Here is a 20,623-nt window from a genome sequence, read left to right as displayed (position 1 = left end):
AAGCGTTAGCCGTCAAAAAATTGACTTATGTCAAAAAACTATGGGGAATGCGGTCAATTAGCGGCAGTCAACCAAATCAAACTGGCTTGACGGCCGGTCTGACCGTCGCGTCGATAAGAATAGAACCGCTGCGGATCTGCAACAGTACAAAAGTCACCGCCATAAATTGCGCTGACACCGGCGGCTTGCAGCCGTTGTCTGGCCAGCAGATAGATGTCTGCCAGATATTTACCGGGGTTATGCGAGGGCACAAAAGCAGCTGCTGCCTGTGGATCTTTGGCGACAAAAGCCGCCCGCACTTCGCTGCCGACTTCAAAATTAATCGGGCCTATTGCCGGTCCGAGCCAGGCCAGCACTTCGGCCGGCTCAGGAAAATGCTGAAGTGTCGCTTCCAGCACACCATCACACAGGCCACGCCAGCCAGCATGCGCGGCCGCAACTTTTCGCCCTTGACGGTCACAAAACAACACCGGCAGACAATCCGCTGTCATCACAACCGCAGCAAGCCCGGGTATAGAAGTGACACTGGCATCGGCATCAGTCAGCTGACCTTGCCACAGATCTAGATCCAGCACCGCAATGCCATGCACCTGATTAAGCCAGGCTGGTTGCCGGGGCAAATCACAGTATTGCTGCAGCAACTGGCGATTTGCCAAAACAGCATCAGGTATATCACCAACATGAGTGCCAAGATTCAGCCCGGCATACACGCCTGCCGAGCTACCAAACTGAGACTGCGGCGCCAAACCGCGGCTGGTTGACAGCGCACGAACATGCGCCGGCGCCGGCCAGTCTGGCAACAGAAAATCCGGCGCGTCCAACCGCTGCATCAGCTGTTGTCCATGCCGTGTTGTAAGGTGTCGTTTCGCAGTGCCACAGTCAATGTGACCATATCTTCTGGTACCGGCGCATGCCATTCCAGCAATTCAAGGGTAATTGGATGCGCAAAACGTAACATCGCGGCATGCAGCGCCTGGCGGCGGAATGCGCGCAGTACCACTAACAAAGATTCATCCGCTTTGCGTGGCGGACGCGGCCGGCCAGCGTATACCGGATCGCCAACCAACGGATAGTTGATATACGTCATGTGCACACGGATTTGGTGGGTACGCCCCGTTTCGAGACGTAACCGCAACCGGGTGTGATTACGGAACTTCTCCATGACGCGGTAGTGTGTGACCGCTGGTTTACCACTGGACGTAACCGCCATGTGCGTACGTTTGGTTGGGTGACGGCCAATCGGCTCATCCACCATACCACCCGCGGTCATCGAACCATGCACAATGGCTTCATATTCGCGGGTGATTTCGCGGTTTTGCATCATCTCAACTAAATGGGTCTGCGCCGGGATGGTTTTCGCCACCACCATCAAACCCGTGGTGTCTTTGTCGAGGCGGTGAATAATGCCAGCGCGCGGCACTTCGCCAATGCCCGGACAATGATGCAATAACGCATTCAGCAGCGTGCCATCGTGATTGCCGGCGCCCGGGTGGACCACTAGTCCCGCCGGTTTGTTGATCACCAGAATATGTTCATCTTCATAAACAATATTCAGATCAATCGGTTCGGCTTCAAACCGCTCGTCTTCTTCAATCTCGGCATTGATCACGATATGTTCACCGCCGAGCAATTTTTCCCGCGGTGTGTCACACAGGCGGTTGTTGACGTTGACCCAGCCAGCCAGGATCCACTCTTTTATCCGCGAACGCGAATAATCGGGGAACATTTCGGCCAGAACCTGATCCAAGCGTTTGCCGTAAAGATGATCAGGTACTGTTTCTGTAAGTTTTATCTGTTTTGTCATGTCGGAACCGGTTATCCTCTGTGCATCACTGCACGCTCTGGGGTAGAATCGAAACTATTCTGCCTATTTTAACGATTTTATGCAGGACTAGACAGCCAAAGGCTGCAGTCTGAGTGGGTTTTTTAATGAAAGTGAAATTTTTCGCAGTTTTAGCAGTCGCCGCACTGCTGTCCGGATGTGCCGGCAACAAGCCAGCTGATGAGCTGGTTAACACCAACCAAACCGCCCAACAATCTTATAATGAAGCAAAAGCTGTATTAGATTCAGGCCTTTACAGTCGTGCCATCGAATTACTTAAAGGGATGGAAAGTCGCTATCCATTTGGTCCGATGGCCCGCCAGGTGCAACTAGACCTGATTTTCGCCTACAACCAGTCTGGTGATATAAAACAGTCACTGGCCAGTATTGACCGCTTTATTCGCCTCAATCCTAACCATCCGGACCTGGATTACGTGTATTACATGCGCGGCGTCAGCAATCTGCAGTCCGATCAGAACTCATTTCAGGAATTTTTTGGCATTGACCGGGCTGACCGCGACATCGCCAGTACGAAACAGGCATTCGACGATTTCAAGATCCTGACCAGTACTTATCCAAACAGTAAATATGCTGCAGCTGCCAAAACGCAGATGATTGTGATCAAAGAAAAACTGGTACGCCATGAATTGCTGATCGCTGATTATTACAGTCGCCGTGGCGCCCATTTAGCTGCTGCGAACCGTGCACGTTTTGTACTGGAAAATTATCGCGATTCTCCGCTGGTCCCGCAGGCGTTAGCACTGATGGTGAAAAGTTATGACGAGTTAGGTCTGACTAAACTGCGTGACGACGCCAAAGCGGTGTTGCAGTTGAACTTCCCGAACCAGCAAAGCTAAACCCATATCTCGTTGAAAAAGGCCACTGATGTGGCCTTTTTGCTATGTAGCGGGTTCAAAAAACTCCTCAGAGTGCTTCCAGCGCGTCACTGAGTTTGTTCACGCCAATCACCTGCATGCCCTCCAGCGGTTCTTTGGGGACATTGCTGTGCGGCACAATAGCCCGGCGAAAACCATGTTTGGCGGCCTCACGCAGACGTTCCTGGCCACTGGGCACTGGCCGGATCTCGCCGGATAACCCCACTTCACCAAACACCACCAAATCCATTGGCAGTGGTTTATTGCGAAAACTCGACACCAGCGCCAGCAAAGTAGCGAGGTCGGCGCCAGTCTCACCAACACGGACCCCACCGACCACGTTGACAAACACATCCTGATCAGCCATTTGGATCCCTGCGTGGCGGTGCATCACCGCCAGCAACATCGACAGCCGGTTTTGCTCCATCCCGACCGCAACTCGGCGTGGGTTATTCAGAGGCGAATAATCCACCAGCCCCTGAATTTCGACCAACAGCGGTCTGGTGCCTTCCCACAACACCATGACCAGCGAACCCGGCGCTTCTTCCTTGCCACGACTTAAAAAAATCGCGGATGGATTTTTCACTTCTTTCATGCCCTGGCCGGTCATCGCGAACACGCCTAACTCGTTTACTGCACCGAAACGGTTTTTATTGCCGCGCAGCGTGCGATAACGGCTGTCGCTGTCGCCGTCAAACATCACAGAACAATCGATACAATGTTCCAGCACTTTAGGCCCTGCTAAAGAACCATCTTTAGTCACATGCCCCACCATAATGACGGCGATTTGATGCTGTTTGGCAAAACGTGTCAGGTAGGCTGCACTTTCGCGCACCTGCGACACACTGCCCGGCGCCGACTGAATATCGGCCATCTGCATCACCTGAATCGAATCGATGACGATAATGCGGGGTTTTTCCTGCAGCGCCAGCTCACAAATGGTCTCGACCTGAGTTTCAGCCAACATTTTTAACTGGTTGGTCGGCAGCCCCAGCCGGTTGGCGCGCATTGCCACCTGCTGCAGTGATTCTTCCCCGGTGACATACAGCGCCGGCCCGGTCGATGCCAGATGACACATGATTTGTAGCAGCAAGGTACTTTTACCGGCGCCGGGATGACCGCCAATCAAAATCGCCGACCCCGGTACGATACCACCGCCAAGCACCCGATCAAACTCAGCAAAACCAGAGCTAAATCGCGGCACTTCCTGCAAATCGACCTGATCGAGCCGGATCACTTTAGCGACCGTTGCACCGGCATATCCGCCACTGCCGCCGCGACTGCCTTTGGCTGGCGCCGTCATTCTTACTTCACTGATGGTGTTCCATGCCCCACACTCTGTACACTGTCCTTGCCAGCGTACAAAATCGGCACCACATTCGTTACAGACATAAGCCGTCTTGGTTTTTGCCATCTTTGGCCTCAAAGTGATTGATAGGCATAATAATTGCTTTTATTGTATCGATATTAACACAGACCGTCGCAGTCAGACGGCACTACAGGGCAGAATGACAACACAGGATCTCCTCCCTTATCAGGGCATTATTGAGCGATTAAAACCCTTGCTGAACTCCAATGAGTTCAGCGAGGTTTTCGCCATTTTGACGCAAGAGATCCCGAAGCCCAAACAATTCCTGTTAAAAATGGAGCTGAAACGACTTGGTCAGCCCTGTAATTACTACATCGATTTGCGCGGTAGGGTCGACGGCGAAGTGCGCCCTTACGACCATGCCGGCAAAACCCATTATATGGACGACACTGCCGTCAAAGCCTTTGAACGCGGCATCAAACGTTATGGCCAGTACACACTTGGGCTGTACGAAGAAGTAATGAACACCGATAACAATTATCGGGTACGGCACAAACAGGAAACTGAACAACGGCTGCAGGCCGTGATTGCCGGCGAACCGTTGATCAATAAAGAATCCGCTTTGGAGACTGAGCAGGAACAAGACAAAGCCGGCCCCCGTATCGTGCAGTTCGCCAGTTATTGCAGCCGCGGTGAAGAACGGATGAACTTCACGATTGATATCGAAGTGGAGCTCGACAGTGGCGAAAAATTTCAGGCCAGCACCGTCGACTTGTCTGTTTCTGGCAGCAAACTGAAAGTCCCTGGCAGTCGCCGTCTGCAAAGTGGGCAGAAAATTGCCATCCATTTCACCGGTTTAGAGCAAGAGTTTGCCTTAGGTTTGTCGCATGGCATTCCCTACCAGGTGATTGACAGCGAAATCATTGATCGGGCGCAATATGTGCGGGTGAAACGGCTGCCGCTGGCGGATGAGCGTGGTTTTACCGATTTTCTCAAGCAGTTTATTCATGGCAATAAACGGCGCTACAAAGTCAATCTGGACAATACGCTGGATGCGGTGATCGTCAAAGGCTATGAGCAGTTTTATTTACCGCGCATCGCCTCTTTGCCGGTGTTTCTCGCGGTCAGAGATGGTTTGCCGGTGCCAATGTGTGCACTGACGACTGAAAATAACCGGCAGCACGTCCAGTATTTTCAGGACGAACGGCAACAATCAGTGCTGATGCAGATTCTGGCCGGAAAACGGCTGAAAAGCTGCTTACAAAAAGCGCCGGCTGAACGTTCCACTGTGTTGTATTGCTTCACTCATGCCGCCAAAGGCAAACTTTATTTTTATTCTGCTACCGCCGACGAGCTCGCTCAGCAACCACAGCTGCAGAACGTATTTTTTGGCTTTGGGGCACAGAAACCCAGCTGGCGGGTCTTTCATCTGGTCGTGCACCGCACGCACCCACAAGATGCCCATATCCTGATGTCGTTACCGGATACAGCCGATCAGGAAATTCAAAAACTGAATCAGCCGCCGCCACCGCAAGTGCTGCAGTTGATCCAGGAGTTCCGTTACGTTGCGGCACTGACCGAGATCAACCACAACGAAAGCAATCTGTTGTATCAACAAATTAGTTTTGATGAAAATTTACTTAGTCAGCTGAAGGTGTTTGGCCATCCGAAACTGGACGATCTGCCGCCGTTGGAATCGGTGGCAGTGCAATATGTCAATTTGCGCGCGGAAGGACGCTTTTTATACAAAACCCGCGTACTGCTAAAAATCAATAAAGAACAGTTTTTTGACGCGCACACCCGCGATTTTTCATCGCGTGGCTTACAAATTGAGTCGCACGAACCAGTGGCCTATCAAAAAGGCGACAAAATACAGCTGTCATTGCCGGACATGCAGAAGATCTCCAGTAAATATGGCCTGCAGGAACTCGACTACGAAGTCATGGCAGTCAGTAAAAATCAGCTGATTATGAATCTGCGGATCATTGAACAGGATCTGCCACACCAGGGAAGGTTGTTTTTTGAACAGCTGATCAAAAATAACAGAGCCAAACTGACGATGGCGGAAGAAACGCCAAAATTTGCCGGCCTCGGTCAGGCGCTGCGGAATATGTACGTGAAGGCCCTGAACAGCTTCCCGTTTTTTATGCACCGTCATGGCATCCGTTATGACTTAAATGTGCTGGGACGAGGCGCCGAACCGAATAATTTACATCGCTTGCTTGGCGTCTTTGCAGATGACAAAAGCAAACCGAATCTGCAGCCGTTATTGAAAAACAGCGCGACCAATCTGCATTTTGCCAACCAGCTCAAAGGCATGAAACGGCAGGACCCACCACGGACTTACGAAGTGTTTATCCGCTACCGGCAGAATCAACAAAAGTTTGAACAGAGCTTTATTACCGAATTCGATTTTGACCTGAAAACCACGCAGGCCAAACATTATTTTATTCAGGATGCACTCGCCAACGATTTATTGTTCTGTTTCCGCATTCATTTATCGCGCACCGGCCGGCCGGATACCGAGCACATTAATAAAGAACTGAGTTACATCAGCGTCTATGCCATTCACAAAGCCAAGGTGCTAGAAGAAGAGTTATGGAGTGTGGTTGGCGTCGGTGATGTCATTGATATCAGTGATGAGATCCTGTTGCGTTACAGCATCGCACCGGAACAAATCCAGCTACAACAGCAAAAACGCCGGACTTTTGTGCAGCAACAGGATCAGCAAAGCTAATCCAGCACCGCTAAACTGCACGCAGAGTTCATCCCGGCAATTTCAGCCATTCAGCCAGTTCAGCAAAATGCCCGGTCCGTGCTTTGGCCGAAGTCAGCATCGAAATATGGTCATAATCCAATGCATCGCCTTGCGCTTTGCCCAGTAGCCGGTATTGTGCTTGGTGCAGACCCGTTTCCTGCATCAGCAGTTTGACATCGGTCGCATGTCCGAGCACTAAATCATTTACGGCGGCGAAGAACATAGCCGGCGGCCAGTGCAGTTGCTGTGCAGCGGCACTGTAATCAAAGTTATCGGTCGGATCGACGAAATGAGGCTGTCTAATCCAATGAATGGTATCGCGTAAAAACTGTACCGGTTCATCGTCGGCCCCCAGTTTCCATTGCCTTGCCGGCAGATAACCACGCTTACCGGCCAGCCAAGGACAGAACTTGTTCCAGACCCAATCAACTTGCAGACTTTTACGCCAGGAACGGACGCTGATCCGCCTTTTGCTGCCAAAACAGACGATAGCCCGCACTTTGGCCAATAACTCAGGCTGGCGTGCCAAAGCAGCCAGCGCCACAACCCCACCCCAGCTATGGCAGACGATGCTGACCTTTTGTTGATGTCGGGCATAAATATCTTCGATCAGCGCCGGGATATCCTGACAAATCAACTGATGCTGGTTTTGATCAAAGCCACTGCTGACATGAGGTCTGGATAAACCACGGCCGGCAAAATCGGCACAGTATACGGAGAAGCCCTGATCGGCGAGAAAACAGCCCAGACCTTTGCCGGACTGGCTATAAAAAATCCGGCCGTTTTCAATAGCACCATGCAACATCAGCACCGGCGTTGCGCTGGCGTGGTGTGGCACCAGTGCTTTTACATGCAACTGGTAGACGCCCTGGTCCAGATAAATGGAATGTTGCTGATGCTTCATGCGCTGATATCTGAAGTATCAAACAAATATAATAACTGCAGTAATGAACCCTGGCGGATAGCGTATTGCGCTTTGGCCTGAACCAGCGGTTTAGCGTGGAAAGCGACACCAAGTCCGGCCACGGCCAGCATCGGCAGGTCATTGGCACCATCGCCGATAGCAACAGTCTGTCCATGCGGAATGTCCCGGCCAGCGGCGAGTTGTTGTACCACCTGCGCTTTGACTTGCGCATCGACAATATCCCCAACTACCTGTCCAGTCAGTTTGCCGTCGCGGATCTCCAGTACATTGGCAAAAGTCGCACTGAGCGCCAGACGTTGTTTCAAAGCTTCGGTAAAATAGGTAAAACCACCGGACGCAATCGCCACGGTCCAGTTGTGCTGCAGCAAGGTGGCAACTAACGCTTCGAGCCCCGGCATCAACGGCAATTGTTCAAGGACGGTCGCGAGCACCTGCTCCGGCGCATCTTTTAAAGTAGCAACACGCTGACGCAGGCTTTGGGCAAAATCCAGCTCACCGCGCATGGCGGCGGCAGTCACTGCCGCCACTTGTGGCCCGACACCAGCTAACAGCGCAATTTCATCAATACATTCAATCTGGATCGCAGTACTGTCCATATCCATCACTAACACGCCTGGCGTGGTCAGTTTGGGCTGTGTGGTCAGATAATTCAGTTCCAGTGTCAGCGTCGCGGCCAGTTCCCGCAATTGACTGACGGTTTCAGCACTCAGCTGCGTCTGCAGACGCAGCTCCAGTGCCGGCGCTAAATCCGCATGGGGCTGACAAGACAACGCCAGAACCGGCTGCGCCAGCGGCTGCAATATTTGTCGCAGCGTCATCATATTCAGTGCATCCGGCACACTGTCCCAGATCCGCAGTGTCGCTGCTGCAGGGGCTGAGATTTGCGCCGGACTGACCTGTAAGCCTTCTGCAGTCTCCTGCAAAAGCACGATCGGATGCTGTTGAAATAATTCAGGAAAAAACTGCTTTACTGGCTGAACTGCAATGTCGGACGAAAGACGACTCACGGGCGTACCTGTACTTTAAGTGGGCTGCGTGGCATTCTACCGGCATTTTTCCGGCCTTGTCAGCGGATCATCAGGTCAAATGTCAGTAAAAAAGCCAAAAAAATCAGCAAACATCTGGCGCAGCGTACAATTTGTACTGGCGATCAGTGGATTCGTGTTGTTACTGCAATGGTGGCAACAAAGCAATAAACATGGTGAGCAGCTGTTTGCTGAACAAAGTGCCGTGCTGATGCGCGAAACCTTAAAAGCGCTGGCACAAACCTGTGCTTATCTGATTGAAAACGACCAGCTCGAAGGCCTCAAAGCACTGACGCAACAAATGGCGTCCAATCCCTATCTGCACGATGTCGTGGTGTACGATGCCAATGGCGTACGTCTCAGTGAATCAGTGGGCAGCGAACCAGCGCGTTTATTGTACGCCCCGCAGACGCCGGATCATTTATTGCCGATGGTGCAGGAAATTTATCAGGGTAATCAGTTGCTTGGTTACATCAAAATCAGTCTGAAGCAATACAGCAGCTTTGATGCGGTGAGTAAAAGCTGGCATCAGCTGATGGAACAGGTGTTGTGGATGCTCGGTTTTACTGTCTTACTGGCACTGATGTTACGCGGATCGTTACAGGCGCTGTCGCATCGGCTGGCCTCCAATAAAGAATTGCACCACGCCGCACTCGACAGTCCCGAGCATCAGATCCACCACGTCCCGGCAAAAGACTAATACAAAAAGCCAGCAGCTAAACCGGCAGCTGCAGCGCATCCAGACTGTTTTGCCATAAAGCCTGTGCCAGCACATCGACAGACTCATGGCGCAGCGCGCATAGCTGGTTAAACACCAGCGCCAGTTGCGCCGGCGTGTTGACCTGGCCCTGAAAACCAGCCAGCGGCATCGCTGGTGCATCAGTTTCCAGCACCAAAGCTGACAGCGGCAGCTTTTTCACTGTATCGCGGGTTTTCTGTGCCCGTTCATAACTGATAGTGCCACCAATACCGAGTTTAAATCCCAGATCTAAAAAAGCATGTGCTTGCGCTGTACTGCCAGAAAATGCATGCAAAATACCGCCCTGACTAAACTGCTGGCGTTTTATTTCAGCTAATAATGCCGGCTGTGATTTGCGATGGTGCAGGATCACTGGTTTGCCAGCTTTGGCGGCAAGTGTCAGTTGCGCACTGAATAGCTGCTGTTGCCGTTGCTGCAGCTGCGTTGTGGCGGCGTCATCCGGTCCGCTTAAGGCAAAATCCAGCCCAATCTCGCCGACCGCGCATACGCCGGGTTCGGTGTGCAGACACTGCTGCAGTTGCGCCAGCTGCGCGTCCGTTGCGGTATCGGCCCACCAGGGATGAATGCCCAGTGCCAGTTCGATCTGCAGCGCTGACGTGTGTTGTTGCAGTTGTAATAACCCTGGCCAGCGTGCGGCTTCCACCGCAGGCACCAATATCCGCGTTACGCCGACGGCGGCAGCATCTGCGACGTGCAGCGGCAAGTCCGCCGCCAGCTCCGGTAAATCCAGATGGCAGTGCGTGTCAAATAATGGGGGGACAAGGCTTGGCATACATGAACTTCATCATTAGAAAGTTTGAAACGCAAGCAATTTCACGTTTGATGCAGCGGGAAAAAAGCAGAAAGCTGAGAACCCCCGCGAAAAAAAGGGTGCTGATGTTGGATAAAGATTATCTGGATATCGTGTTAGAAGCAGGAGTTGGCGTGATGCAGGCTAATTAGTAAGTATTCAAACGTCCACCTTGAGTGGGCCCTAATTCTGAATGCCGGTGATTAGGAGCATTACCTTGCAAATTCAAGAATTCAGAACTAGATAATTAACACTATTAGATAAAAGATAACAATAATCTGGAGCTGGTTTGAATGTCAAATGTGGACCCCCCAACTGGTGGAACTAAATCAAACGATGGAATGTACACTGCCGTCAAAGAATTCCTTGAAAGTTCAAAAGGAATAGCTCTTGTTGAGCAATCAATCATAGGATATGCAGTTGAACGCGCTGTACATGATGCAATAAAAAATTATCTTGTGCATCGAGTTTATCCTACTTTAACTTTTATAGTTGTAGTGCTAGGTTATTTTGGGTATTCATTATCTGATGCCAAAAACTCTGTAGAGACACAGCTCAAGATAATCGAGGAGCAAAAAAAATTGGTTGCTGCCAACTTGGAGACCTTGCAACAGAACATTGTAAATGCAAGGTTGAAAGTCGATAACTTAGTGCAGAAAGCTGAAATAACAGAGGAATTACTCCAAAGTCGCGCTGGCCATCAAGAAAAAATGTTACTTCATCAGTCAAATTATGCAATCCGATTGATTGAAGAAAATCAGCAAAAGCTTCAAAAGGAAGCAACTTCGATTAAAGAGTTAGATAATATAATTAGTGAAAACAAAGAAAAACTTATTAGTCTTGAACAACGTTCTGACCAAACTGAACAAAAAATACAATTGGGACTAAAAAAGGCAACAGTCCTCACAGATCTTGCAGAATTGCATGGCCGTTTAATAGATGCTGCAGTCATTGAATATGTCATTATGCGCTCAGGAACAAGGTCAGGCATGATTGAGTTACCACGGCAGAAAGGGGCATTTAAACTCCAGTTTGAGGTGCCTGACATCAAAGACAAATTTGAGCTGGTGTATAGACTTGACGGACGCAAACACAAATTGATGATAAGCAACAGTGATAAGTGGATTTGGTATCCAATAGTTGGAACTGACGGGTTATATGAGTTCCGTATAGATCATGTTTTTCATTCTGAAGGTAAAAAAGTACCTGATTTTTTGGCACTGCGGGTTCGGAGTACAATGCGACTTGCCCATGAGCCCTAGTGTGCGTGTATGAATAGAATTAGTTTCGACTTAATCTGATACAACGCCTTGGCATACAACGTCTTGAGCTGCAGGGGGTATCAGGAATTCCAACAGCAGCCAGCCGAAAAAGCAAGCCGGCAGTGGGGACTTTGTCACAAGCAGACATGTGATACCCGGTATCGCATACCGTTTATCGCAGAACGGCAATGTCATGGTGCGCATCGCTTCGCTCAGCGGCACCCTACGGATCATAAGCAAACGTAGGGTGCTGCCACGCGAAGCGCGGCGCACCAAAAAACAACCCAATCAAATGTCAGCTATTCGCCCACAACAGACTGCGACAGATCAAAGCTGACCACTTTCCAACGTGCGCTTTGCCTCAAGCTCAGCTTTGCGTTGTTCTTTCTGACTGTCCAGATCCTGCTGTTGTTGCTGCACAGCAGATGCCGGCGTTGGCATCGGTTTACGTGGCAGCTTTTTATCGGACATCGCTGCTTCATACAGGAAACCAGCCATGATCACCGACGCCTGTTTCAGGTCATCTTCAATCACATGATCAATAGAATCAATGTGCGTGTGATGCAGGCGGGTACTGTAATCCAGTGGGTCCTGAATAAACTGGAAGCCCGGCAAACCAACGTCATCAAAGGACTCATGGTCAGTGCCGCCGGTCGACCGTGGAGATACCGTGCCGCTCGTTAGATCCATATAAGGGCCAAACCAGTCGGTAAATACTGGCTTCACCGCCACATTGCCTTCGGTGTAAATACCGCGGAACTGGCCACTGCCGTTATCCATATTTAAGTAAACCGATAGCTTGTCATAACCAGCTTTTGGCGAAATTGGCCAGCCCGGGCTGGACCATAAATAACGCGGTAAGGCTTTTTCTGCTGGGTCTGTTGGCATTGGCCGACTCGCCAGGAAATCATTGACATAAGCGCGTGAGCCATACAGCCCCTGCTCTTCACCCGACCACAACGCGATACGAATGGTGCGTTTTGGTTTCACTTTCAGTTTCGACAAAATGCGTACCGCTTCCATCGCGACGGCGACACCGGCACCATTGTCCACCGCACCATCGCTGGCATGCCAGGAATCCAGATGCGCGCCGACCATCACCACTTCGGCGTTTTTATCCGTACCCGGAATTTCAGCAATAGTGTTGTAGGCGTTTTTGTCGTCATCATGGAACTGCGCTTTGATATCCAGCGTCAGCTGCGGCTGCTCTTTGCGGTCGAGCATCCGCAGCAATTGACCATAGTCTTCTTGTTCGATAATGATCGCCGGCACACCAAAGGTTTCACCGATTTTGTGCGATTTACCAAACACCCGCACCAATCCGCCCTGACGGCTGGAACGATAAATCACACCTGCAACCTGCTCTTTGACTAAAAAGGCACTCAGGGCTTTATTAAACTGGTAGGCCTGTTTGCGGCTGGCGCGCAGAGCCTTGGTCATCGCCGATTCATAACTCGGTCTGGCACCTGCTTCGCTGTCTTTTAGTTTATTGAGTTTGTCGCTACCCAGCCGTTCGAAAATGATAGTGTTTGGCGGCTCAATCTTCAGATCTTCGCCCATCATCAGAAATTTACCGCGTAACTTGCCGGCATATTGAGCAAGTTCGGCTTCAGTGTTGACATCAAACATCATCACGTCGCCGGCCACAGGCCCGTTGGTGCCGGGCGTCCAGGCCACCGGGATCCCATGCAAAGACACCGCTCTTGGCGCTGTCAGTGCGATGCTGGATGCCGATGAGCTCCAGCCACGACCAAATTCAAATGGATGCAATTCGGCATTTTTCAGGCCCCAGCTTTGCAGTTGTTTTAAAGTCCACTGGTTCGCAGCAGTCATTTGTGGCGATGCAGTCAGGCGCGGCCCAATTTCATCGGTCAGATATTCCAGTGTATGCAGCACTTCACTTTGATAGAGGCCTTCGTGGCGGATTTTGTTGGCCATTTCTAAGTCGGCGGCCAATGCCTGAGACACCGCGAGCGCCAGCACTGAAGCTGTCGTCGCTGCTAAAATTCGTTTCATAATCATGTTCCCGCTTTTATTTATTGTTGCTCTTTTGCCTCGCATAGCCGCAAGGTGTTCCCTTTCAGTGTTCCTTCGCAATGGCAGGAACAGGCAGAGATCAGACTCAGCCAGCACAAGACACAAGGCAACGGCTTTGCGGTCAACACAATATTTGTAACGACAATCCGCCGGCAACTTATCCGCAGCCAGGCTTCAATCCAGTCGCTTGCGAAATTGCAGCGTCGCCAGCGTCATGCCCACCACAATAAAAGCCGCTAACACCATGATATCGTTTAAAAGTGCAGTCCAATGGGCGTCACGCAATACCACAGCACGCACCAGCCGCACATAGTGCGTGGCCGGCAACAATTCTGCGATGTATTGCGCCGGTTTCGGCATCGCGACATAAGGGAACATAAAACCGGACAACAAAATCGATGGCAACAGGATAAACACCGTCAGTTGCATTGCCTGCAGCTGCGTTTGCGCTTTGGTCGAAATCAACAACCCCAGCGTCAGACTGGCCAGAATAAACAGCAAGGTCACCAGCCACAACGACAGCCATTGCTCAGGTAACGGCACGGCAAAGAGACCATGCCCGAGGCCAAGAATAATCGCCACCTGCAACAAACCAATCGCGATATAAGGCAGAATTTTCCCCAGCATCAGCTCAATCGGACGGATCGGCGTATTGATCAGAAACTCCATATTGCCTTGCTCGCGCTCGCGCACGATGGCTGCAGAAGTAAACAGGATCATTGTCATCGTCAGGATCACCGCAATCAGCCCTGGTACTATATTGACCGCGCTGCGCCGCTCCGGATTATAAAAATTCACCACATCAAATAACGCAGCGGGCGGCACTGCTGCTTCACGATGCACCGGCGCCAGCTGTGGCAACGGCATCTGCCTGAGCGCATTAATCGCATTGCTCAGCATCGGATCTGAACCATCGGTGATCCACTGCGCAATGGCCTTGCTGCTACCTCGCCGACGCTCGTCCAGCCGGCGCTCGAAATCGGCCGGGATCAGCAAAATCGCATTGACTTCACCAGCCGTCAGAGCCACCTGCGCGGACTGAACGTCGAAGCGACCTGTCACAAAACGCACCGCCTGCGATGCCTGCAAATCAGTGGTTAACTGCCTGGCGGCGCTGCTGCCGCTGTGGTCGACCAGCGCAGCCGGCACCTGACGCACATCGGTGTTGATGGCGTAACCAAACAGCATCAGCTGCACCAGCGGGATCATCACGATCATCGCAAAGGTGATGCGGTCACGCGATAACTGCCAGATCTCTTTACGAAAAATCGCGTGAATGCGAGACAGACTCAGCATATGCAGCTCCGGTGTTGGCAACAAAGACATCTTCAAGTGATGGGCGAACCGATTCAATCTGGTAGTCAGCACCGAGCCGGTGTTGCAGCTGCCCAAGATCCCAGCCGGCAGATTTATACACCAGCAACCGCAGGCGCTGGCCAATCTGTGCCGCCGACATGATTTGTGGCCACAGCAACAGTTGCCGGCGTAACCGGCGTAACTCAGGCCCACTGACCTCAAACACATCGGCCGCCATTTGCGCCATCAATTCGGTTGGGCTGCCGTCAGCTCTTTTTTCGCCGCGCTCGAGGATCGCCAACCGATGACAGCGCTCAGCTTCATCCATGTAATGGGTCGACACCAAAATCGTGGTGCCGGCATCGCTTAAATCAAACAGCCGCTCCCAGAATTCACGGCGGTTTTCCGGGTCGACTGCGGACGTCGGCTCATCGAGAAATAACAACGCCGGTTTGTGTATAGTTGCAGCGGCCAGCGCCAGGCGCTGCTTTTGGCCGCCGCTTAAGCTGCCGGCCCGCACCTGCTGTTTATCAGCCAGCTGGTACAAATCCAGCAATTCGCCGATGCGCTGAGTCCTTACGGCACGGCGGATTTGATAGATGCCAGCGACAAACTCCAGGTTCTCCCGCACTGTCAGATTGTCGTACAGCGAAAACTTTTGCGTCATGTAGCCGATGCGCTGGCGCAGTTGGTCCGCCTGACGCGGTAGTTCCAGCCCCAGCACTTTAATCACGCCACTACTTGGCGTTAACAAGCCGGTCAGCATCCGGATCGAGGTCGATTTGCCACAGCCATTGGGCCCGAGAAAGCCATAAATACAGCCCGTGGGAATTTGCAAATCAAGCAGATTCACCGCCAGATAGTCACCAAACCGCCGGCTCATGCCTTTGACATCGATCGCCAAAGCGCTATTGGCCACTTCAGCTGGCAACTGCTCTGAGGCAGCTGTCGGGTTATTGCGCAGCATCAGCAGACTCCGGTAATGCCAGCTGCACCGGCAGCCCGGTCGCCAGCGTCAGTTCTGTATGCAGGCTGATTTCGGTGACATACATCAGATGCGCCCGTTCGGCCTGATGTAACGCAAAATAAGGCGTAAAGCTGGCTTCAGTGGCAATTTTGCGCACGATGCCGGCGATCGGCTGAGACTGACCGTCCACGCGGATCTGCACCTGCTGACCAATTCTGAACTGTGATAACGCCGTTTGTGGCAAATAAACTCTGGCATAAGGCGCCGCGTCTGCTGCGATCACCGCCAGCACAGCACCTTGTGGTACCCGTTCACCAATATGGTACGGCAGATCTTCCAACACGCCGTCGCGACTGGCCACCAGCGTTAAGTCCGCCAGCAGTTTACGTTCGACATTCAGTGACTGCTGCGCACTTTCCAGTGCAAACCGGGCCTGACTGACTTGTTCTGGGCGACTGCCAGCCTGCAATTCCTGTAACTGCTGTGCGGCATCGGCATATTGCGCCTGGGCCAGCTGGCTACTCAGTTCCGCCGCATCCAGCTCAGCTTGTGCGACTAGTTTCTGCACACGTAGTTGCTTTGCCCTGTTGAGCTGACGCTCACTGTCAGCACGCCTGAGCTTCGCCTGTGCCAGCCGCGCCGCTGCGGCAGCAATTTGCTCAGCTCTGTTGCCCTGCAACAGCAATTCCAGTGCCGCCTGCGCACGCTGCACTTCAGCGCTGGCCTTATCGACTTTCAACTGCTGCAGTTTTGGGTCAAGTTGCAACAACACCTGGCCGGCTTTGATTTTGCTGCCTACCAACGCCGATTGCGTCAGGATCAGTTCGGTTGCCGGCGCCGTCAACAGCACCCGCTCCCGTTCCAGCGTGCCAAAAGCCGACGGCGGTTCTTGTGGCTGACAGGCGACCATTGCAACGCAAAGACTCAGTAAAACCAGTTTACGCATGGCTGTCTCCATTGGGTGCGGTTTGTAACAAACCATGACGCAGCACGTGCTGTTGGTGCGCCGCCAGTTGCTGCAAAAATTCCGGCGTCAGTTGCAGCCCAAGCGCCTGTTTCATAAAAGGCGGAATCACAAAAGGGAAAATCGCCAGGCTAAAACAGGTCAGCAGTGCATTAAATGGCAACAAACCTTGTTGTAGCTGGTCGGGAGCGCTCAGCACTTGCGCCAGGCTGCTCAACATCTGTTGGACAAAACCAGCAAACACCCGGCTGACAATCTGATATTCCGCCGAATCCACATTGTGCAGGGCGCGGAAAATTAAGGTCGGTAACAGCGGATGCGGTGCCATCACCGCATAATAAGCGGCCACTATCGCAGCCGGGTCGCGCAGCTCGGCCAGCCGCGCCTGCTGCTGTGCCAGTTGCAGCAAAGGTGCGATAGTTTCGCGTAACATAGCTTCAAACAAGCCGGCTTTATCGACAAAATAATAACGGATCATGCCGGCATTGACGCCGGCGGCCTGCGCAATCATCCGGGTGGTGACGCGCTCATAGCCCAGTTCAGAGAATAACAGCCGCGCCTGCACCAGCAGATGCTGCCGGGTATTATTCTGCTGCGCCACAGCGGCCGGGCGTCCGGCTTTGGTATTCATCAGCAAGTCTCCAAATTATCCAGCTGATGAATATGCTAGCCGCCGGTGAAACATTAAGCGATGAGATTAATTCTCCACCAGGGGCGGTTTTGGATAGTACCCACAGTCAGCAGGCAGATTGCGCGCCTGCCAGCATGTTTTATCCAGCCGGTAAAACACTGTGGCGCGGGCGACGCCGGTTGGGGATGTTGTTTCCGTGTGGGTATAACAAGCGCCGAGTTTTTCCACGGCGCGGCGTGAACGCAGATTGTGTTCACCGACGTGAAACCAAACTGTACTTACAAAACTAAAGGCATGGCTGAGCATCAGATGTTTTAATTCGCTATTAGTCGACCCGCCCCAACGTGAACGCACTAAGAAGGTGTAGCCAATCGCCACTTCGCGTTTGCCCGCGTCAAAATCGTAATAGCGGCTGGTCCCCAGCACTTCACTACTCTGCTTGTCGCAGATCAGATAAGCACCGCCACTGGCGAGACCGCTGTCAAATACCGGCCGGAACAGCTCCGGTTTATACCGTTCGGGCTCTGGGTGCAGAGTCCAAATCAACGGGTCGCTGGCCGCTTGCATCAGGGCCGGCCAATGTTCGGGTTGTAGCGGGATTAAGCGCAGGGTTGGGCTGGTTAAGACTTGTTGCAGAAGGTTCACTTGGTAAATCCGGTGCTGAAAACTGCCCCGAGCTTAAAGCGAAAACGGCGCAGCTATCAAGAGCTGCGCCGTAAACACTACGTTCACTGGACGACGCTGTTTTACGGGCAAAGCCGCTCGATGATCCAGCTGCCATCGGCTTGCTGGCTGTACATAAATCGGTCGTGCAAGCGGTGTTCACCACCCTGCCAAAACTCTATTTTATGCGGTTTGACCAAAAAGCCGCCCCAGAAACTCGGCACCGGCACTTCGCCGTGTTCGAACTTGTGTTTGATCTCGGCGAATTTCTGCATCAGCGCGAGGCGGGTCGACACAGGCCGGCTTTGTTCAGAGGCCCAGGCAGCGAGCTGGCTTTCTTTTGGTCTCGAGGTGAAATAATGCAACACCTGAGAGGTCGGAACGCGCTCGGCAGTGCCATAAACAATGACCTGACGCTCCAGTGGATGCCACGGAAAATGCAGACAGACTTTCGGATTGGCGCTGAGTTCCTGCGCTTTGCGGCTGCCGAGGTTAGTGTAAAACACAAAACCGTTCTGGCTGACGTCTTTTAGCAACACCAACCGCTGTGACGGCTGGCCTTCAGCATCGACACTGGCCACACACATTGCTGTAGGGTCTGGCAATTCGGCCGCGATGGCGTCTTTCAGCCAACCTTCAAACTGCACAAATGGATCCGGATTTAACTTATCCATGTCCAGTTTATCTTTGCTGTAGCTGCGGCGGATATCCGCGACATTCACACTCATGAACACTTCCTCTTTACAGAAACAGGCAGAAAAAAGGCCGGTTCTGACCAGCCTTTTTAACAGATTACATCCGCTCCATCACATCGATGCCAAGCAGATCCAACCCTTTGGCCAGCAGTTTAGCCACCAGGATACTGAGCATTAAACGGCTGTCGCGCAGCGCTGGTTCAATACCGTCTTTTAAAATCGGGCAGGCCTCGTAAAAACTCATGTACTGACTCGCCAGTTCATACAGGTAATTACACAGCAAGTTTGGCTGCGCATCTTTCATCACCTGTTGCAGCGTTTCTTCAAACTGCAGCACTTTCAGCGCCAGTTGTTTTTCCTGCAGCTCACCCAGTTGCAGCGTGGCACTGAAGCTGGCGCTGATGCCGGCGCGGCGCAAAATACTGCTGACGCGGGTGTAGGCATATTGCAGGTACGGCGCGGTGGCGCCTTCAAAGCTCAGCATGGCATCCCAGCTGAAGATATAGTCTGAGGTGCGGTTTTTCGACAGATCCGCAAATTTCACTGCACCAATGCCGACTTTGCGCGCCACTTCGGCGATTTCCTCAGCAGTTAATTCTGTTGATTTGCCTTTCACCACGGCTTCAGCGCGCACTACTGCTTCTTCCAGCAGTTCAGCCAGTTTAACGGTGCCACCGGTACGGGTTTTAAACGGCTTGCCGTCTTCACCCATCATAGTGCCGAACGGGCAATGCTCGTAAGCAGTGTCGTCGCGCAACAGTCCGGCTTTACGCGCCACCAGTTCCACTTGTTTAAAGTGCAGCGCCTGGCGGGCATCGGTGAAAATAATGATGCGGTCAACATTGAGTTCGTGGCTGCGATACTGACAGGCCGCCAAATCGGTGGTGGCATATAAAAAGCCGCCGCCGGTTTTTTGAATAATAAAAGGCGATGGATTGCCTTCTTTGTCGGCCAGCTCATGCAGGAACACAACTAAAGCGCCCTGATCTTCCACGGCAATGCCACGAGCCATTAAATCATCAACAATCGGCTGCAACATCGGGTTATAGGCCGATTCCGGCTTAATGTGGTCATGACCCAAAGTCACATTGAGCGTACGGTACACTTCTTCACTGTGCTTGACTGACGTATCGATAAACAGCTGCCACAGTTTTTGACAATGCGCGTCGCCGCCTTGCAGTTTCACCACATAATCACGCGATTTGTCAGCAAAACCGACTTCGTCATCAAAGCGTTTTTTCGCTTCGCGGTAGAAATCTTCTAAGTCCGCCAGCGCCACAGCTTCCAAATCAACGCCTGCAGCCAGCTTGTCTTCCAGATGCGCGATCAGCATGCCAAATTGCGTGCCCCAGTCGCCCATATGGTTCTGCCGGATAACTTTATCGCCCCAGAATTCCAGCGCGCGCACCACAGCATCACCGATAATAGTGGAACGTAAATGACCGACGTGCATCTCTTTGGCCAGGTTTGGTGCTGAATAATCGACAACAACCGTTTGCGGCGTGGTGTTGGCACTGACCCCTAAACGTGGGTCTGCCACTGCGTGCTGTAACTGCATCGCCAGCCAGTCTGGTTTTAACGTCACGTTGATAAAACCCGGGCCGGCGATCTCGACTTTATCGGCGATATCAGCCAATTCCAGCACGTCCACCAGTTGCTGCGCTAACGCGCGCGGGTTAGTTTTTAATAACTTGGCGGCCGCCATAGCGCCGTTAATCTGGTAATCACCAAATTCCACTTTGGTGCTTTGCGTCACGGCGGTATTGGTATCCGCCGGCAAGCCGACTTTGATCATTGCGGCCTGCGTTTTGGCGGCCAATAACTGTTTGATATTCATTTCGTAT

19 protein-coding genes are annotated in these 20,623 nt (G+C 52.2%); 5 read left to right on the top strand and 14 right to left on the bottom strand.

Features of this window, described 5'->3' with window-relative positions:
• Window positions 1-53 precede the first annotated feature (53 nt).
• The gene (gene pgeF, locus ATY27_RS11025) at window positions 54-830 is read right to left on the bottom strand and encodes a peptidoglycan editing factor PgeF (protein ID WP_208930700.1); all 777 of its coding nucleotides are present in this window, start codon (window positions 828-830) and stop codon (window positions 54-56) included.
• On the bottom strand, window positions 830-1,804 hold the full coding sequence (gene rluD / locus ATY27_RS11020) for a 23S rRNA pseudouridine(1911/1915/1917) synthase RluD (protein ID WP_208930699.1): 975 nt from the start codon (window positions 1,802-1,804) through the stop codon (window positions 830-832). The genes pgeF and rluD overlap by 1 nt, the downstream gene beginning before the upstream one ends.
• A 125-nt stretch (window positions 1,805-1,929) precedes the next feature.
• On the opposite strand from rluD, the gene ATY27_RS11015 reads away from it, so the two are divergent.
• Window positions 1,930-2,679: an outer membrane protein assembly factor BamD gene (locus ATY27_RS11015; protein ID WP_208930698.1), complete on the top strand. Its 750-nt coding sequence runs from the start codon at window positions 1,930-1,932 to the stop codon at window positions 2,677-2,679.
• 67 nt (window positions 2,680-2,746) lie between these two features.
• Here the strand turns inward: ATY27_RS11015 and radA are convergent, their stop codons facing one another.
• Complete coding sequence (radA, locus tag ATY27_RS11010; protein ID WP_208930697.1) at window positions 2,747-4,111, bottom strand: DNA repair protein RadA; 1,365 nt, start codon at window positions 4,109-4,111, stop codon at window positions 2,747-2,749.
• Between the two features lie 94 nt (window positions 4,112-4,205).
• Between radA and ATY27_RS11005 the strand changes: the two genes are divergently transcribed.
• Window positions 4,206-6,743, top strand: coding sequence for a PilZ domain-containing protein (locus ATY27_RS11005; protein WP_208930696.1), 2,538 nt, complete (start codon window positions 4,206-4,208; stop codon window positions 6,741-6,743).
• 28 nt (window positions 6,744-6,771) lie between these two features.
• Here ATY27_RS11005 and ATY27_RS11000 read toward each other — a convergent pair whose 3' ends face one another.
• Together ATY27_RS11000 and serB are read right to left on the bottom strand one after the other, a co-directional pair.
• On the bottom strand, window positions 6,772-7,668 hold the full coding sequence (locus ATY27_RS11000; RefSeq protein WP_208930695.1) for an alpha/beta fold hydrolase: 897 nt from the start codon (window positions 7,666-7,668) through the stop codon (window positions 6,772-6,774).
• Window positions 7,665-8,696, bottom strand: a complete 1,032-nt coding sequence (gene serB / locus ATY27_RS10995; protein ID WP_244151270.1) for a phosphoserine phosphatase SerB — start codon at window positions 8,694-8,696, stop codon at window positions 7,665-7,667. Before serB ends, ATY27_RS11000 begins: the two co-directional genes overlap by 4 nt.
• Window positions 8,697-8,775: 79 nt before the next feature.
• Here serB and ATY27_RS10990 point away from each other — a divergent pair, with 79 nt between their 5' ends.
• Entirely contained in the window at window positions 8,776-9,414 is a 639-nt protein-coding gene (locus ATY27_RS10990) for an AhpA/YtjB family protein (RefSeq protein ID WP_208930694.1), read from the top strand.
• A 16-nt stretch (window positions 9,415-9,430) separates the two neighbouring features.
• Here the strand turns inward: ATY27_RS10990 and ATY27_RS10985 are convergent, their stop codons facing one another.
• A complete protein-coding gene (locus ATY27_RS10985) occupies window positions 9,431-10,246 on the bottom strand; it encodes a TatD family hydrolase (RefSeq protein ID WP_208930693.1) in 816 nt (271 codons plus the stop codon).
• 2 nt (window positions 10,247-10,248) lie between these two features.
• Here ATY27_RS10985 and ATY27_RS10980 point away from each other — a divergent pair, with 2 nt between their 5' ends.
• Both ATY27_RS10980 and ATY27_RS10975 read left to right on the top strand, forming a co-directional pair.
• Window positions 10,249-10,416, top strand: coding sequence for a hypothetical protein (locus tag ATY27_RS10980; RefSeq protein ID WP_208930692.1), 168 nt, complete (start codon window positions 10,249-10,251; stop codon window positions 10,414-10,416).
• 141 nt (window positions 10,417-10,557) lie between these two features.
• A complete protein-coding gene (locus ATY27_RS10975; protein ID WP_208930691.1) occupies window positions 10,558-11,526 on the top strand; it encodes a hypothetical protein in 969 nt (322 codons plus the stop codon).
• A gap of 327 nt (window positions 11,527-11,853) precedes the next feature.
• Here ATY27_RS10975 and ATY27_RS10970 read toward each other — a convergent pair whose 3' ends face one another.
• The 8 genes from ATY27_RS10970 to argS all read right to left on the bottom strand — a co-directional run bounded on the left by ATY27_RS10970 (window position 11,854) and on the right by argS (window position 20,616).
• Window positions 11,854-13,542 (bottom strand): M20/M25/M40 family metallo-hydrolase, encoded by a 1,689-nt coding sequence (locus tag ATY27_RS10970; protein WP_208930690.1) that lies wholly within the window; start codon window positions 13,540-13,542, stop codon window positions 11,854-11,856.
• Window positions 13,543-13,737: 195 nt separating this feature from the next.
• Window positions 13,738-14,859 (bottom strand): ABC transporter permease, encoded by a 1,122-nt coding sequence (locus ATY27_RS10965; RefSeq protein ID WP_208930689.1) that lies wholly within the window; start codon window positions 14,857-14,859, stop codon window positions 13,738-13,740.
• Window positions 14,822-15,826, bottom strand: a complete 1,005-nt coding sequence (locus ATY27_RS10960; protein WP_208930688.1) for an ABC transporter ATP-binding protein — start codon at window positions 15,824-15,826, stop codon at window positions 14,822-14,824. Before ATY27_RS10960 ends, ATY27_RS10965 begins: the two co-directional genes overlap by 38 nt.
• Window positions 15,813-16,772, bottom strand: coding sequence for an HlyD family efflux transporter periplasmic adaptor subunit (locus ATY27_RS10955; protein ID WP_208930687.1), 960 nt, complete (start codon window positions 16,770-16,772; stop codon window positions 15,813-15,815). Before ATY27_RS10955 ends, ATY27_RS10960 begins: the two co-directional genes overlap by 14 nt.
• On the bottom strand, window positions 16,765-17,421 hold the full coding sequence (locus ATY27_RS10950; protein WP_208930686.1) for a TetR/AcrR family transcriptional regulator: 657 nt from the start codon (window positions 17,419-17,421) through the stop codon (window positions 16,765-16,767). The genes ATY27_RS10955 and ATY27_RS10950 overlap by 8 nt, the downstream gene beginning before the upstream one ends.
• Window positions 17,422-17,487: 66 nt before the next feature.
• Window positions 17,488-18,066 (bottom strand): GNAT family N-acetyltransferase, encoded by a 579-nt coding sequence (locus ATY27_RS10945; protein ID WP_208930685.1) that lies wholly within the window; start codon window positions 18,064-18,066, stop codon window positions 17,488-17,490.
• Between the two features lie 101 nt (window positions 18,067-18,167).
• Window positions 18,168-18,806, bottom strand: coding sequence for a pyridoxamine 5'-phosphate oxidase (pdxH, locus tag ATY27_RS10940; RefSeq protein ID WP_208933488.1), 639 nt, complete (start codon window positions 18,804-18,806; stop codon window positions 18,168-18,170).
• A gap of 70 nt (window positions 18,807-18,876) precedes the next feature.
• Complete coding sequence (gene argS, locus ATY27_RS10935; protein ID WP_208930684.1) at window positions 18,877-20,616, bottom strand: arginine--tRNA ligase; 1,740 nt, start codon at window positions 20,614-20,616, stop codon at window positions 18,877-18,879.
• Between the last annotated feature and the right edge of the window lie 7 nt (window positions 20,617-20,623).

The sequence above is a fragment of the Rheinheimera sp. F8 genome (assembly GCF_001518915.1).
This window is presented reverse-complemented; position numbering and strand designations above follow the sequence as displayed.

Excerpts from the sequence above, each read along its gene's own strand:
- ATY27_RS10990 (WP_208930694.1), top strand. The coding sequence starts at position 8,776 with ATGTCAGTAAAAAAGCCAAAAAAATCAGCAAACATCTGGCGCAGCGTA.
- ATY27_RS10975 (WP_208930691.1), top strand. The coding sequence starts at position 10,558 with ATGTCAAATGTGGACCCCCCAACTGGTGGAACTAAATCAAACGATGGA.
- rluD (WP_208930699.1), bottom strand. The coding sequence starts at position 1,804 with ATGACAAAACAGATAAAACTTACAGAAACAGTACCTGATCATCTTTAC.
- ATY27_RS10985 (WP_208930693.1), bottom strand. The coding sequence starts at position 10,246 with ATGCCAAGCCTTGTCCCCCCATTATTTGACACGCACTGCCATCTGGAT.
- ATY27_RS10955 (WP_208930687.1), bottom strand. The coding sequence starts at position 16,772 with ATGCGTAAACTGGTTTTACTGAGTCTTTGCGTTGCAATGGTCGCCTGT.
- ATY27_RS10965 (WP_208930689.1), bottom strand. The coding sequence starts at position 14,859 with ATGCTGAGTCTGTCTCGCATTCACGCGATTTTTCGTAAAGAGATCTGG.
- ATY27_RS10950 (WP_208930686.1), bottom strand. The coding sequence starts at position 17,421 with ATGAATACCAAAGCCGGACGCCCGGCCGCTGTGGCGCAGCAGAATAAT.
- ATY27_RS11005 (WP_208930696.1), top strand. The coding sequence starts at position 4,206 with ATGACAACACAGGATCTCCTCCCTTATCAGGGCATTATTGAGCGATTA.
- argS (WP_208930684.1), bottom strand. The coding sequence starts at position 20,616 with ATGAATATCAAACAGTTATTGGCCGCCAAAACGCAGGCCGCAATGATC.
- ATY27_RS10980 (WP_208930692.1), top strand. The coding sequence starts at position 10,249 with ATGAACTTCATCATTAGAAAGTTTGAAACGCAAGCAATTTCACGTTTG.
- pgeF (WP_208930700.1), bottom strand. The coding sequence starts at position 830 with ATGCAGCGGTTGGACGCGCCGGATTTTCTGTTGCCAGACTGGCCGGCG.
- ATY27_RS10960 (WP_208930688.1), bottom strand. The coding sequence starts at position 15,826 with ATGCTGCGCAATAACCCGACAGCTGCCTCAGAGCAGTTGCCAGCTGAA.
- ATY27_RS11015 (WP_208930698.1), top strand. The coding sequence starts at position 1,930 with ATGAAAGTGAAATTTTTCGCAGTTTTAGCAGTCGCCGCACTGCTGTCC.
- ATY27_RS11000 (WP_208930695.1), bottom strand. The coding sequence starts at position 7,668 with ATGAAGCATCAGCAACATTCCATTTATCTGGACCAGGGCGTCTACCAG.
- radA (WP_208930697.1), bottom strand. The coding sequence starts at position 4,111 with ATGGCAAAAACCAAGACGGCTTATGTCTGTAACGAATGTGGTGCCGAT.
- ATY27_RS10970 (WP_208930690.1), bottom strand. The coding sequence starts at position 13,542 with ATGAAACGAATTTTAGCAGCGACGACAGCTTCAGTGCTGGCGCTCGCG.